The sequence below is a fragment of the Nonomuraea sp. NPDC049714 genome, assembly GCF_044465295.1.
GTDB lineage: Bacteria > Actinomycetota > Actinomycetes > Streptosporangiales > Streptosporangiaceae > Nonomuraea.
Window position 1 is genome coordinate 386,575 of record NZ_JBITLM010000007.1, and the last position, 13,897, is coordinate 400,471.

At 68.0% G+C, this 13,897-nt stretch carries 14 protein-coding genes and 1 pseudogene; 10 read left to right on the forward strand and 5 right to left on the reverse strand.

Annotation, left to right across the window (positions count from 1 at the left end; translation table 11 throughout):
- Nucleotides 1-185 precede the first annotated feature (185 nt).
- The gene (locus ACIBQX_RS28000) at nt 186-1,163 is read right to left on the reverse strand and encodes a 2-dehydropantoate 2-reductase (protein WP_397009525.1); all 978 of its coding nucleotides are present in this window, start codon (nt 1,161-1,163) and stop codon (nt 186-188) included.
- A gap of 253 nt (nt 1,164-1,416) precedes the next feature.
- On the opposite strand from ACIBQX_RS28000, the gene ACIBQX_RS28005 reads away from it, so the two are divergent.
- From ACIBQX_RS28005 to ACIBQX_RS28030, 6 genes are all read left to right on the forward strand, one after another.
- Nucleotides 1,417-3,081, forward strand: coding sequence for a thiamine pyrophosphate-binding protein (locus tag ACIBQX_RS28005; protein ID WP_397009526.1), 1,665 nt, complete (start codon nt 1,417-1,419; stop codon nt 3,079-3,081).
- A gap of 13 nt (nt 3,082-3,094) precedes the next feature.
- The gene (gene frc, locus ACIBQX_RS28010; RefSeq protein WP_397009528.1) at nt 3,095-4,318 is read left to right on the forward strand and encodes a formyl-CoA transferase; all 1,224 of its coding nucleotides are present in this window, start codon (nt 3,095-3,097) and stop codon (nt 4,316-4,318) included.
- Nucleotides 4,318-6,444: an acetate--CoA ligase family protein gene (locus ACIBQX_RS28015; protein ID WP_397009530.1), complete on the forward strand. Its 2,127-nt coding sequence runs from the start codon at nt 4,318-4,320 to the stop codon at nt 6,442-6,444. The genes frc and ACIBQX_RS28015 overlap by 1 nt, the downstream gene beginning before the upstream one ends.
- Before the next feature lie 157 nt (nt 6,445-6,601).
- Complete coding sequence (locus tag ACIBQX_RS28020) at nt 6,602-8,008, forward strand: Nramp family divalent metal transporter (protein ID WP_397009532.1); 1,407 nt, start codon at nt 6,602-6,604, stop codon at nt 8,006-8,008.
- Nucleotides 8,008-8,502, forward strand: a complete 495-nt coding sequence (locus ACIBQX_RS28025; RefSeq protein ID WP_397009534.1) for a hypothetical protein — start codon at nt 8,008-8,010, stop codon at nt 8,500-8,502. The genes ACIBQX_RS28020 and ACIBQX_RS28025 overlap by 1 nt, the downstream gene beginning before the upstream one ends.
- On the forward strand, nt 8,499-9,485 hold the full coding sequence (locus ACIBQX_RS28030; protein ID WP_397009535.1) for a TerC family protein: 987 nt from the start codon (nt 8,499-8,501) through the stop codon (nt 9,483-9,485). Before ACIBQX_RS28025 ends, ACIBQX_RS28030 begins: the two co-directional genes overlap by 4 nt.
- Nucleotides 9,486-9,531: 46 nt before the next feature.
- Here the strand turns inward: ACIBQX_RS28030 and ACIBQX_RS28035 are convergent, their stop codons facing one another.
- Both ACIBQX_RS28035 and ACIBQX_RS28040 read right to left on the reverse strand, forming a co-directional pair.
- Nucleotides 9,532-9,711, reverse strand: coding sequence for a hypothetical protein (locus ACIBQX_RS28035; RefSeq protein ID WP_397009537.1), 180 nt, complete (start codon nt 9,709-9,711; stop codon nt 9,532-9,534).
- Between the two features lie 74 nt (nt 9,712-9,785).
- Entirely contained in the window at nt 9,786-10,535 is a 750-nt protein-coding gene (locus ACIBQX_RS28040; RefSeq protein WP_397009539.1) for a GntR family transcriptional regulator, read from the reverse strand.
- A 200-nt stretch (nt 10,536-10,735) separates the two neighbouring features.
- Between ACIBQX_RS28040 and ACIBQX_RS28045 the strand changes: the two are divergent.
- The 3 genes and pseudogenes from ACIBQX_RS28045 to ACIBQX_RS28055 all read left to right on the forward strand — a co-directional run.
- A pseudogene (locus ACIBQX_RS28045) lies at nt 10,736-11,503 on the forward strand (RNA-guided endonuclease InsQ/TnpB family protein); the annotation flags it as partial.
- Between the two features lie 178 nt (nt 11,504-11,681).
- Nucleotides 11,682-11,924 carry a zinc ribbon domain-containing protein gene (locus ACIBQX_RS28050; protein ID WP_397009810.1) on the forward strand — a complete coding sequence of 81 codons (243 nt, stop codon included), beginning with the start codon at nt 11,682-11,684 and terminating at the stop codon, nt 11,922-11,924.
- 109 nt (nt 11,925-12,033) lie between these two features.
- Nucleotides 12,034-12,162 carry a hypothetical protein gene (locus ACIBQX_RS28055; protein WP_397009541.1) on the forward strand — a complete coding sequence of 43 codons (129 nt, stop codon included), beginning with the start codon at nt 12,034-12,036 and terminating at the stop codon, nt 12,160-12,162.
- A 99-nt stretch (nt 12,163-12,261) separates the two neighbouring features.
- On the opposite strand, the gene ACIBQX_RS28060 is transcribed toward ACIBQX_RS28055, so the two are convergent.
- Nucleotides 12,262-12,663 (reverse strand): hypothetical protein, encoded by a 402-nt coding sequence (locus ACIBQX_RS28060; RefSeq protein ID WP_397009543.1) that lies wholly within the window; start codon nt 12,661-12,663, stop codon nt 12,262-12,264.
- Nucleotides 12,660-13,109, reverse strand: coding sequence for a hypothetical protein (locus tag ACIBQX_RS28065; protein ID WP_397009544.1), 450 nt, complete (start codon nt 13,107-13,109; stop codon nt 12,660-12,662). Before ACIBQX_RS28065 ends, ACIBQX_RS28060 begins: the two co-directional genes overlap by 4 nt.
- A gap of 384 nt (nt 13,110-13,493) precedes the next feature.
- On the opposite strand from ACIBQX_RS28065, the gene ACIBQX_RS28070 reads away from it, so the two are divergent.
- Entirely contained in the window at nt 13,494-13,691 is a 198-nt protein-coding gene (locus ACIBQX_RS28070) for a hypothetical protein (RefSeq protein WP_397009546.1), read from the forward strand.
- Nucleotides 13,692-13,897: the final 206 nt, after the last annotated feature.

Genomic DNA, 13,897 nt, shown 5'->3' on the forward strand with positions numbered 1-13,897 from the left:
GCCATCACCCCGGCGGATGGGGCACACCGGCTGAGCCGTGACCGGTGTCCGGGGTGACGTTCGGCCGCTCGCCCGCGTGAACGCTCATCGGATTCCCACGCGGGAATCCGATGGGCCCCTCCTCTGCGCGGGCGGCGAACAAGTCAGGCCGTCATGATCCTCCATTCTGCATACGGTATTCCCCGCTAGACCGCGCGGACAAGGTTCTCGGCCAGAAGGTCGCTCACCGCGTGGATCGCGCGCAGTGTCGGGACCTCGGCGCTGGTCAGGTCGGCCAGCTCGACCACCGCCGCCAGGAGCACGTCGAGTTCTAGCGGCTTGCCTTTCTCCAGGTCCTGGAGGGTAGAGGTCTTGTGTTCGCCGGCCTTCTCGGCGCCACGCAGCCGGCGTTCGATGGAGATGCCGGGATCGCAGCCGACCCTGCGGGCCACCTCGACGGTCTCCGCCATCATGGCCCGCACCAGTTCCCTGGTGCCGCTGTGCCGGCAGATCCCGGCCATGGTGGCCCGGGCCAGGGCGCTGATCGGATTGAAGGCGATGTTGCCCATGAGCTTGATCCAGACGTCGCGGCGCAGGTCGCGCTCCACCGGGCACTTCAGCCCGCCGGCCACCGCCGCCTGGCTGAAACTCCGGCACCGCTCGCTGGACTCGCCGCTGGGTTCGCCGATGGAGAAGCGGGTGCCTTCCAGGTGGCGGATGACGCCCGGTTCCTCGATCTCGGTGGCGGCGTAGACGACGCAGCCGATCGCGCGTTCCAGCGGCAGCGCGGTGGTGACCGTTCCCGCCGGGTCGACGCTCTCGATGCGATAGCCCTCGTAGGGGCCCTTGAGCCCGTGGAAGTACCACCACGGGATGCCGTTCTGCGCGGCGATGATGCTCGTGGCGTCATGCAGCAGTGGCGTGATCATGGGGCCCGCGGCGGCGTAGCTGTTCGCCTTGAGGCCCAGGAAGATGTGGTCCACCGGCCCGACCTGGTGGGGGTCGTCGGTGGCATGGGGGTGGGCGACGAAGTCGCCCCTGGGAGTGAGCACCCGCACACCGGATCTGCGTATGGCCTGGAGGTGCTCCCCTCTCGCGATGAGGTGCACCTCCACTCCGGCCCTGTGGAGTGCGGCCCCCACATACGCGCCGATGGCGCCGGCGCCAAGAACAGCGACCTTCATGCTTTCGCTCCGTTCTCGCGTCGGATCGTGCATTCGGTATACAGTATGGAAAATTTCGGGTCAAGGAGTCGCCGAATGACCGATGTACGACATGGACCTGTGGCGGAGGCGCCGGGCGAGGCGGTCAGGACGGCTCGGGGAGCCTGTCGAACTGATCGAGTTGCCCTACGGGGCTAGACAGGCGTGTGACTAGAGGGTAACCATTGCGTTCATACGGTATGCAGTATGCGGGAGACACGAAGAAGGGTGCACGATGTCGGAAACGATCTCCGGTGGTCATCTGGTAGCCAAGGCGCTCAAGGCCGAGGGCGTGGACGTGATCTACACGCTCTGCGGCGGCCACATCATCGACATCTACGACGGCTGTGTCGATGAGGGCATCGAGGTCATCGACGTGCGCCACGAGCAGGTGGCCGCGCACGCGGCCGACGGCTACGCGCGCATCACCGGCAAGCCGGGTTGCGCGGTCGTCACCGCCGGGCCCGGCACGACGGACGCGGTCACCGGTGTGGCCAACGCCTTCAGGGCCGAGAGCCCGATGTTGCTCATCGGCGGTCAGGGGGCGCTCAGCCAGCACAAGATGGGCTCGCTCCAGGACCTGCCGCACGTCGACATGATGACCCCGATCACCAAGTTCGCCGCGACGGTGCCGAGCACGGAGCGGGTGGCGGACATCGTGTCGATGGCGTTCCGCGAGTGCTTCCACGGCGCGCCCGGCCCGTCGTTCCTGGAGATCCCGCGCGACGTGCTGGACGCGAAGATCCCGCTGGAGAAGGCGCGGATCCCGAAGAACTACCGGGCCTCCACCCGGCAGGCCGGCGACCCGGAGGCGATCGAGCGGCTGGCGGACATGCTGGCGCACGCCGAGAAGCCGTGCATCCTGCTCGGCAGCCAGGTCTGGACGTGCCGGGCGACGGCCCCGGCGATCGACTTCGTCCGGTCGCTGAACGTACCGGCCTACATGAACGGCTCGGCGCGCGGCACGCTGCCGCCGGGGGACCCGCACCACTTCCAGCTCAGCCGCAGGTACGCCTTCAACGAGGCGGACCTGATCATCATCGTCGGCACACCGTTCGACTTCAGGATGGGGTACGGCAAGCGGCTGTCGCCGACCGCCAAGGTGGTCCAGATCGACCTCGACTACCGCACTGTCGGGAAAAATCGGGACATCGACTTGGGGATCGTCGGTGACGCCGGCCTCATCCTGTCGGCGGTGGCCCAGGCGGCGAGCGGCCGCATCGACAACGCCGCCGCCCGGCGCAAGGAGTGGATGGAGGAGCTGCGCGCCGTCGAGATCCAGGCCTACGACAAGCGCCTGCCCCGCCAGCTCTCCGACGCCAGCCCCATCGACCCCTACCGCCTGGTCCACGAGATCAACGAGTTCCTCACCGAGGACAGCATCTACATCGGCGACGGCGGCGACATCGTCACCTTCTCCGGCCAGGTGGTGCAGCCCAAGTCGCCCGGCCACTGGATGGACCCGGGACCGCTCGGCACGCTCGGCGTCGGCATGGCCTTCGCGATGGCCGCCAAGCAGGCCCGGCGCGACAAGGAGGTGCTCTGCCTGTTCGGCGACGGCGCCTTCAGCCTCACCGGCTGGGACTTCGAGACCATGGTCCGCTTCGACCTGCCGTTCATCGGCGTCATCGGCAACAACTCCTCGATGAACCAGATCAGGTACGGCCAGGCCGCCAAGTACGGCGAGGACCGGGCCCGCATCGGCAACACCCTGGGCGACATCCGCTACGGCGACTTCGCCAAGCTCCTGGGCGGTTACGGCGAGGAGGTCCGCGACCCGGCGGAGATCCGCCCGGCGCTGGAGCGGGCGAGGCAGTCCGGCAAGCCGTCGCTGATCAACGTGTGGGTCGATCCCGACGTCTACGCCCCCGGAACCATGAACCAGACCATGTACAAGTAGGCAGGTCCCTGACATGAAGGCACTCGAAGGTGTCCGCGTCCTCGACATGACCCACGTCCAGTCCGGCCCGTCCTGCACCCAGCTCCTCGGCTGGCTCGGCGCCGACGTGGTCAAGCTGGAGTCCCCGACAGGCGACATCACCCGGCAGCAACTGCGCGACGTGCCGGGCGTCGACAGCCTCTACTTCACGATGCTCAACTGCAACAAGCGCAGCATCACCCTCAACATGAAGAGCGAGCGCGGCAAGGAGCTGTTCACCGAGCTGGTGAAGGACGCCGACGTCCTGGTGGAGAACTTCGGCCCCGGCGCGGTCGACCGCATGGGCTTCACCTGGGACCGGCTGCAGGAGCTCAACCCCCGCCTGATCTACGCCTCGATCAAGGGCTTCGGCACCGGCCGCTACGCCAAGTTCAAGGCCTACGAGGTGATCGCCCAGGCGATGGGCGGCTCGATGTCCACCACCGGCTTCGAGGATGGCCCGCCGCTGGCCACCGGCGCGCAGATCGGCGACTCCGGCACCGGCATCCACGTGGTCGCCGGCATCCTGGCCGCCCTCTACCAGCGCGAGCAGACCCAGCGCGGCCAGCGGGTGCAGGTGGCCATGCAGCACGCCGTGCTGAACCTGTGCCGCGTCAAGCTGCGCGACCAGCAGCGGCTCGCGCACGGCCCGCTGCGCGAGTACCCGAACAGGACCTTCGGCGACGAGGTGCCCCGCTCCGGCAACGCCAGCGGCGGCGGCCAGCCCGGCTGGGCGGTGCGCTGCGCGCCGGGCGGCCCGAACGACTACATCTACGTGATCGTCCAGCCGGTGGGCTGGAAGCCGCTGTCGGGCATCATCGGCCGCCCCGAGCTGGCGGAGGACCCTGAGTGGGCGACCCCCGAGGCGCGGCTGGCCAAGCTGGACAAGATGTTCCAGCTGATCGAGGAGTGGACGAGCCGCCACGACAAGTGGACGGTCCTCGACCGGCTCAACGCCGAGAACATCCCGTGCGGGCCGATCCTGTCGACCAAGGAGCTGGTCGAGGACGCGAGCCTGCGCGAGGAGGGGATCGTCGTCACGGTCGACCATCCGGAGCGGGGTGAGTTCACCACCGTCGGCAGCCCGTTGCAGCTGTCGGACTCGCCGGTCGACATCACCACGCCGCCCCTGCTCGGCGAGCACAACCAGGAGATCTACGGCCCGCTCGGCGTGAGCGCCGAGGAGCTGGCCGAGCTGAAGACGAACGGAGTCATCTAGTGGAGCAGACAGGCGCGGTCAGAGAGATCCTGGACAAGGCGCTCGCTGAGGGCCGCACCGGCCTGACCGCCCCCGAGGGGCGCGAGATCTGCCAGGCGTACGGCATCGCCACGCCGGGCGAAGGGGTGGCAGGCTCGGCGACGGAGGCCGCCGAGCTGGCCGCCAGGCTCGGCTTCCCGGTGGTGCTGAAGATCGTCTCGCCGGACATCCTGCACAAGACCGACGCGGGCGGCGTACTGGTCGGGCTCAAGACGGAGGATGAGGTACGGGACGGCTACGAGCGCATCCTGGCCAGTGCCCGCGCCTACGACCCCGGCGCCCGCATCGACGGCGTCCAGGTGCAGCAGATGGTCGGCGGCGGCCACGAGGTCATCATCGGCGCGGTCACCGACCCCACCTTCGGCAAGCTGGTCGCGTTCGGCCTGGGTGGCGTCCTGGTCGAGGTGCTCAAGGACGTAACCTTCAGACTTGCCCCGGTTTCGGACGAAGACGCACTGGGGATGCTGGACGACATCAAAGCGGCACAAGTGCTGCGAGGTGCCCGTGGTGCGGAGCCCGCGGACCGGGGCGCGCTCGCAGCGTTGATCGAGCGCGTCGGCAGGCTGGTCGGCGACTTCCCCGAGATCGTCGAAGTGGACCTCAACCCGGTCTTCGCCGACGCGAACGGCGCGGTCGCCGCCGACGTGCGGATCCTCATCGGCGAGCCGCCGGCGCAGGTCACCCGGCTCTCGCGGGAGGTGATCCTGGGCCAGATGAACCGGATCTTCAAGCCGCGCTCGGTCGCCGTCATCGGCGCCTCGGGCGAGACCGGCAAGATCGGCAACTCGGTGATGCGCAACCTCATCAACGGCGGCTACCAGGGTCAGATCTTCCCCATCAACCCCAAGGCCCCGGAGATCCTGGGGCTGCCCGCGTACAAGAGCATCTCCGACGTCCCGCACGACGTGGACGTGGCCGTCTTCGCCATCCCCGCCAAGTTCGTCCCCGCGGCCCTGGAAGAGGCGGGGCAGAAGGGCGTCGCGGGCGCCATCATGATCCCCTCCGGCTTCGCCGAGACCGGTAACGTGGCGGGCCAGCAGGAGATCGTCGAGATCGCCAGGCGGCACGGCGTGCGCATGCTCGGCCCCAACATCTACGGCTACTACTACACGCCGGAGAACCTCTGCGCGACCTTCTGCACGCCGTACGACGTGAAGGGCAGCGTGGCGCTGACCTCGCAGAGCGGCGGCATCGGGATGGCCATCCTGGGCTTCAGCCGCACCACCAAGATGGGCGTCTCGGCGATCGTCGGCGTCGGCAACAAGGCCGACGTGGACGAGGACGACCTGCTGACCTTCTTCGAGCAGGACGACAACACCCAGGCCGTGGCCATGCACCTGGAGGACCTCAAGGACGGGCGCGGCTTCGTCGAGGCGGCCCGCCGGGTCGTCAAGAACAAGCCGGTCATCGTCCTGAAGGCCGGGCGCACCGCGATGGGCGCGCGGGCCGCCGGCTCCCACACCGGGGCGCTGGCCGGCGACGACAAGGTCTACGACGACATCCTGCGGCAGGCCGGCGTGGTCCGCGCGCCGGGACTCAACGACATGCTCGACTACGCCCGCGCGCTGCCCGTGCTGCCCGCGCCGAAGGGCGAGAACGTCGTCATCATCACCGGGGCGGGCGGCTCCGGGGTGCTGCTGTCCGACGCCTGCGTGGACGCCGGGCTGACGCTCATGGACATCCCGCCGGACCTGGACGAGGCCTTCCGCGCCTTCATCCCGCCGTTCGGCGCGGCGGGCAACCCCGTCGACATCACCGGCGGGGAACCACCCTCGACGTACGCGAACACGGTCCGGCTCGGGCTCTCCGACGACCGGATCCACGCGCTCGTCCTGGGCTACTGGCACACCATCGTGACCCCGCCGATGGTCTTCGCCAAGCTCATCGCCGAGGTCGTGGCGGAGGAGCGGGCGAAAGGAAACGTCAAACCGGTCGTCGTGTCGCTGGCCGGTGACACCGAAGTGGAGGAGGCCAGCGAGTACCTGTACGAACACGGCGTGGTCGCGTACCCGTACACGACCGAGAAGCCCGTAGCGGTGCTCGGCGCGAAGTACCGCTGGGCACGGGCTGCCGGACTGCTCCGCTAAGAGCCGAGCTGGAGCAGGGCGAGGGGGCGCATCGGGGCCGCGCAGTAAGAAAAACAACCCCCCAGGAGGTCCGTAGGTGGACACATCGAACACTCCGGCGGCGTCAGCGCCACCGGCTGAGGACGAACGAGTATGGAAAGCGGGCCGGCTTGAGCCGATGCCCATCAGAAAACTTCCCGAAGCGCCTCCCTCGGTGCACATCCTGGGGCCCACCGTCTTCCTCGTGGCCCTGGGCGTCGGGATGGGCGAGTCCTACATGTGGCCCCGGCTGGTGCTGCTGTTCGGGCCGGAGATCAGGTGGCTGTTCCTGATCGGCGTGACCCTGCAGGCCGTGGTCATGCTGGAGATGGCGCGTTACGCGATGGCGACGGGGGAGAGCATCTTCTCCGGCGCCGCCCGCGTGTTCAAGCCGCTCATGTGGTTCTTCTTCATCGTCGCCATGGCCGTCTACATCTGGCCGGGACACCTGTCAGCCGGGGCGGCGGCGCTGGAACAGATCTCCGGGATCCCGTGGATGATAACCGCCATCGCGGGGCTCATCCTGGTCGGCGTGGTCTTCAGCTTCGCCAAGGTGATCTACAACCTGCTGGAGAACGTGCTGTCGCTGCTCATCGGCGCTCTTGTGATCGGCACCGCGGTGGTCGCCGCCATGGTCGGCACCTGGGGCGACGTGGTCACCACGATCACCGGCATGTTCTCCTTCGGCTACCTCCCGGCCGAAGCCATGACGGCGGCGTGGTTCCCGGTCATCGTCGGGGCGTGCGCGTTCGCCGGACCGTCCGGCATGCAGCAGATGTGGTACACGCTGCACCTGCGGGCCTCCGGCGCCGGCATGGGCGCGCACATCCCGAAGGTCCACGGCCTGCGGCACGCCGGCGAGGAAGAGGCCATGCCCTCGCGTGGCTTCATGTTCGACACCGACGACCCCGCGGAGATGGCCAAGTGGAAGGGCTGGCGGCGCTGGGTCACCTTCGACGCCCTCCTGCTCTTCTGGGGCATCACCATGCTGGTCACGATCTCCTTCACGGTGATCGCCCAGGCGGCGGCGCGGCAGAACCCCGATGTCCGTACGGCCATCCAGGGTGACGACCGGGAGGTGGCGCTCACCGCCATGGCGGACGCCGTCTCCTCGGCCGGCAGCTCGGCACTCGGCGTGATCTTCCTCGGATTCATCGCGCTGATCGGCCTGAACGCCACGCTCGGGCTGTTCGACTCCTTCTCACGCGGCCAGGCCGACATGACGTACAACTTCGTGAAGGGCGCGAAGAAGCTGCGCATGTCCCACCTGTACGCGGGCTTCCTGTGGGGAGTCATCATCTTCGGCATCCTGATCCTGCTGTTCGGCCCCGCCGACGGGCCCAGCGGGATCCTGGACACGCTGGCGTTCCTGTCGACCTTCGCGATGGGCGCGTACTGCGTGACGCTGCTGCTGGTGAACAACCGCATGCTGCCGAAACCGATCAGACCGAAATGGTGGACGAACCTGATCATCGGGTTTGGCGCGTTCTTCTACCTCGGCATGCTGTTCTACAGCCTGTTCGCCTTCGGTGTGGTCGTGGGCTGATGATCGAACGGCAAAGCCTCGAACTCGCCCTGCCAGGGGCGTCTATCGGAGCCGGAGCCGGCGCCATCGCCGGCGGGCTGACCCTCCTCGCAGGGCAGCCCGCCGGCCTGGCGGCGCAGTCGGCACTGGCGCTCGCCGTCCCCCTCGCCTTCTTCGGGGGTCTGTACGGCGTCCTGCTCAGTCATGGAATCTTCCGGCCGGGGACCTTCGGGCCCGTCGGCCTCTACTGGATGGCGGGCTTCCCGCTGTCCCGGCTGGTCCAGGAGAGCGTGGCCGGGGTCGGCCTGGCCGAGGGCGTGCTGCCCTTCCTGGCCTACCAGCTGATGGTCAGCCTCGGCTTCGCCATCGGTTTCCTCTGGTTGCACGAGCGGATGATGCCGCACTGGCTGCTGCGTCACGCCGAGGGCAACCCCCGGGCCGAGGCGCTCCTCGGCCAGTACGTCCGTCAAGCTCAGGCCTCGCAGCCGAGGTCGAGGAAGGGAGCTCGCCGATGAATGTGCCCGCCTGGATCTGGCTCGCCACGATCGGCGGGTTCGGCCTTGTGCTGGCCCTGGACTTCTACCTGGTGGCCCGCAACCCGCGCGAGCCCTCCTTCAAGGAGTGCGTGGGCTGGGTGTCGCTGTACGTGAGCATGGCGGCGATCTTCGGGATCGGGCTGCTGGTCGTGTCGGGGGCGCAGCACGGAGGGGAGTTCTTCGCCGGCTGGATCACCGAGTACTCCCTCAGCGTGGACAACCTCTTCGTCTTCCTGCTGATCATGAGCCGGTTCCAGGTGCCACGTGAGTATCGCCAGAAGGTGCTGCTCATCGGCATCATCCTGGCGTTGCTCATGCGGGGCGGCTTCATCGCCGCGGGCGCGGAGGCGGTGACCAGGTTCGACTGGCTCTTCTACATCTTCGGCGCCTTCCTGATCTACACGGCGTGGAAACTGATCGGGCACGAGGACGAAGAGGCGGAGTTCTCCGAGAACCTCGCCCTGCGCACCGTGCGCCGGGTGCTGCCGACCACCGACACCTACCACGGCGGCCGGCTCACCGTGCATCTCGGGCGCAGGATGGTGACGCCGATGCTGATCGTGATGGTCGCCATCGGCACCACCGACCTGCTGTTCGCACTCGATTCGATCCCGGCCATCTTCGGGCTCACCAAGGAGCCCTATCTGGTCTTCACCGCCAACGCCTTCGCCCTCATGGGGCTGCGCCAGCTGTTCTTCCTCATCGGAGGCCTGCTCGACCGGCTGGTCTACCTGAGCAAGGGCCTGTCCGTGGTGCTGGCCTTCATCGGAGTGAAGCTCATCCTCGAAGCCTTGCACCACGACGGCGTCTCCTGGGCGCCGCAGATCCCGATTCTGGCGTCTCTCGGCGTCATCGTCGGCACTCTCGCCGTGACCACGGTGCTGAGCCTGCTCAAATCGGCTCGGGACGCCAAGGCCGCGGAGGCGGCGGAGCCGGTGAAATCGGATTCGATCGAGCGCTGAACCTGCCGCGCGCGGGGAGCGACCACCCCTGTGCGCGGCATCTCAGTCAGCCGCGCGTGCTCTTGTGCACGTCACGCTCTGCGACCCACTGGGTCATGTACCGCTCCGCCTGCTCGGCGGAGTGCTGCTTGCGTATCGCGGTGGCCAGGCCGATGCCGATCCTCCGGCCGTCGGCGGACTGTCCGGGGGTATCTCCAAGGAGAAAGCGGACAAGCGCGCTCTTCATTCTGTTGCACCTCCTTTCTGTGTCATCCTCTGCCCGTGGTGTTACGGGACAAGCGTTCCTGTGTGAACGCCGAGTCAATCCGCGGACGACGTGCGGGGTCGCCGCCGTCGCACGGGCTTGGTCTTGGGCGCGGGCTCCACCGGCTGGCTGCCCCGCTGGTCCATGTAGGAGGCGCGGGTGTGCTCGGTGTGCTCGCGCATGATGTGGGCCGCGCGGTCCTCGTCGCCCGCCTCGATGGCGTCGATCAGGGCCGTGTGCTCCTGCCAGGAGTCCATGCCGCGCCGGCGGGCCACGGGCGTGTGATACCACCGCACCCGGCGGGCCACCTGGCTGGCCAGCTCGGCCAGCACCTGGTTGCCCGACAGGGCGGTGACCAGGGCGTGCAACTCCGAGTTGGTGGCCACGGCGGCCTCGACGTCGTCGGACTTCACGGACGCGATGCCCCGTGCGCACAGGGCGCGCAGGCGGCGTACGCCGTCCTCACCCGCGTGCAGCGCGGCCAGCCTGGCGGACTCGGTCTCCAGCAGCGCGCGCACGGCGAGCAACTGGTCGGCCTCCTCCACCGTCGGGACGTGCACGAACGCACCCTGGCCGGGGTGCAGGTCGACCCAGCCCTCACCGCTGAGCTGCTGCAGCGCCTCACGGACCGGCTGCCGGGAAACCCCGAGCAGCTCGGCCAGCTCGCTCTCCACGAGGTGCTGGCCGGGCTTGAGCTGGCCGGAGACGATGAGCTCCTGGATGGCCTCGATCACGCTCTCTCTGAGCGTGGCTGGGCGGGGAATCTTGGTGGCCGCCGCCTGACCGGCCTGATCCGACAGCAACATGACAGACTCCAGGACTAAGCTTTAGTGGTTTTCGTCGACTGCCTACAGCATACTGCGCATGACGCCGCATCCAGGCGTGAGCCTCGTCACCATGAACCTGCAGCGTGCATGCCTCGTCCTTCAGGGTGGGGAGGAAACGCGGATCGGTCGGGCACTTCTGTCTCCCGGTTGTGTCGGTGTTGATCGGTAGGTTGGTCGGCGTGTCCCGCTACCGGCTCCAGCCCTCGCCCGCCCAGGAGGCGGCGCTTCTGGAGCATTGCGGGCATGCCCGGTATGTGTGGAATCTGGCGGTGGAGCAGCATGCCTGCTGGAGGCCGGATCGCAGGTCCGCGCCAGGGTTCGCCGAGCAGTGCCGCCAGCTGACCGAAGCGCGGGCGGAGAACGAGTGGCTGCGAGCCGGGTCGATCGTCGTGCGGCAGCAGGCGCTGAAGGACTTCGCTCAGGCAATGTCCGGCTTCTTCGGCAGGACCCACCGCAAGCCGACCTGGCGCAAGCGTGGTCAGGGGGAAGGGTTCCGGATCGTCGCGGTCAAGGCCGACGATGTCCGGCGTGTCTCCCGCAGCGTGGGCGAGGTCAAGGTGCCGAAGGTGGGGTGGGTGCGGTTCCGCTGGTCCCGCGCCGTACCCGCGGGCGTCAGGTCGTATCGGGTCACCCGTGACCGCGCCGGGCGCTGGCATGTCGCCTTCGCCGCGATCCCGGAGCCCGTCCCCGCGCCGGGTGCGGGTGAGGTCGTGGGTGTGGACCGGGGCGTTGCGGTGTCGGCCGCCCTGTCCACCGGGCAGATGCTCAACGCGCCCACCCTGCGCGATGCGGAGAAGACCCGCCTGCTGCGGCTCCTGCGCAAGCTCGCCAGAGCGCGCCGGGGATCGAACCGGCGTGGCAGGGTGAAGGTGGCCATCGCGAGGCTGAAGGCCCGGGAGACGGATCGGCGCAAGGGCTGGGTGGAGAAGACCTCCACTGATCTGGCCCGCCGCTTCGACGTGATCGCCGTCGAAGACCTGAAGATCGCTGGCATGACCCGTTCGGCGAGGGGCACCGTTGCCGAACCGGGCCGCAACGCAGAAGGCGGGCCTGAACCGGGGCATCCTGGCCGCCGGGTGAGGCCGGCTGGTGGCGCGGTTGGAGCACAAGGCTCCCGGCCGGGTCGTGAAGATCAACCCCGCGTACACGAGTCAGCGTTGCTCGGCGTGCGGGATCGTGGATCGGCAGGCGCGCGAGAGCCAAGCAGCCTTCCGGTGCCGGTCCTGCGGATACGCCGGCAACGCCGACGTGAACGCGGCCAGGAACATCGCACACGCGGCAGGGCATGCCGTGTCCGCGCGGGGAGGCCCGCCGTTGGGCGAGCCGACGAACCGCGAACCTCAACGCGACCTCCTCCTCGTGAGGTAGTTGCCGCTGGAATCCCCCATCTCCAGGCGGGGGAGGATGCCAAAGAGAGCTACGGGAGGACGTCATCGGCCGCCTCGGCCGCTCACCGGACGCCGGCGACACCGTCGTCATGGCGTTCTGGGCCGAACGCCTGGCCATCCCCTCGATCGGCAACCCCGCCACGCTCCGCCGCACCGCCAGTCGGTCGACGGCCGCGGCCCGCTACGGCCGTCCCACCACCGCCGGCACCCCCGGCTAGAACGGCAAGCCCCAGTGAACTGCCGCGATTCCTCTGCCGGAGAGCAGGTCTCGCCGACAAATCTTGATATTGGCAGCTCGACCCGTGCGAGTGGGGCTCTTATGGCGGAGGCAACTGCGCGGCCTGCTCTGCCGGAGGAGGATTCGAACGCCGGAGAAACTCCTTGATATCGGTAGTGTTTGCCTTGCGGAGAACCAACGTCTTCAGCATGAAGGCGGCGCTCGGGCCCGCCAGTATCGCGGCGAGCCACACCTCGCCATTGAGGCCGAGAACGATGGCCGCGGACAATGTCGCGATGCAGACGACGAACCCTGCGATGAGCCCGGCCATGTGGCGAGCATGAGCACGAGCGTCCCGGGTCATCCGATATTCGTGCTGCCGCGCGAGCTCGGGCTCCAAAGCACCGAGGGCCGTAGCGAGGTATTCCGGAGGAAGCTTCGCCCACTCCATGGCGATTTCAAGGCCGGTGACCGGATCGCGCTCGCGTTCTATGGGATTCACTGCTGGTTCCCCCCATCTCCCCGGCCATGGGGGACAGAATCGACCCGCAGTTCCGGAGGCGGTGGGCCGAGCCGGAGAAAAAGATCATTCAGTCCCGTAGCCACCTCTACGGCGGCTTTCGAGGTGTGTGGGTCTTCTGCAAGATAGCTAAGGTCAATGCCCGGAAGTGCTGAGCCTTTAGCAGGCTTAGCTTTCGATGCGGCTCTATTCAGGCGGATTCGGAGGTGAAACCGTTCGCCTGGAAATCCCATCCAGAAAGTGAAACTGAATGAGAGTGTTGTGATGGCAATCATGGACAAGGTGAAGAGATAGGAAGGTTCAGGTTCTCGCCATTTGATGTAAGTAATTGTTATCGCGGCCATGGCGGCGATAGAGAGGACGTATTCTGCGAAGAGGAGAAGCGGGCGAAACCTACTGCGTCTTTTAGTGCGCCGTTTCTTGGTCATTGGCTCACATGCTGAATGTGTGAATACGGCTCAAATGATTTGCCAATGATACGCCTTCGAGGCTCCGAAGTCCTCCCTTCCACCCAACCTCCACAGCCCCTGCCCCCGCCACAGGTGGCCCTCGCCGGTGCCGCGTGTGCATCGCCGCCAGCGTCCGCGCCAGTCTCGACTACGACAGCCAGGACGTGCGGCCGTGACGCCCCTCCTGCTCCTGCTTCTCCTGGCCCTGCTCGATGGCCTCACCACGGCAGCCGCGCCCCGCTGCCGCCGCGGCCTTCAGGTGCTCCCGCCCGCGTGTCTGCCCCGAGGATTCGGGCCTCTTCCCATGAGCGCCCATCCGCCGAACGGCGAGCGCAGCGGCGGCCAGAACGGCACGATTACCCCATGAGCACATCCACTCACTCCATGCTGTGGCCCGTCGCCCGTGACGACATCGACGCGCGGGCGTTCTTGATCCCGAAGTCGCTCACCGAATGGTGGCCGACCGCCGGGCTGTACGTGTCGCTGCCGCTGCTGGACCACCGCGTTGAGGCGTTCGTCGAGGGCATGCGTCGGTTCGGGGTGCCCCGCACCGAGACCTAAACCAACGACGACGGAAGCACCGGCTACCAGATGAAACAGCACGGCCGGCTGGCGGCTGGGCTTGTCACCGGCACGCCGCCTGGTCGTCGGCGGCTGCGGGCAGCGCCTCGTCGAGGTGAGCCGTGCCAAGGCGCCCGAGGAGTGGATCGACGCCGTGCGGCGTGAGCGCCAGGTCTACGTGTTCGCCGGCGGCCCCGTCCCGCCAT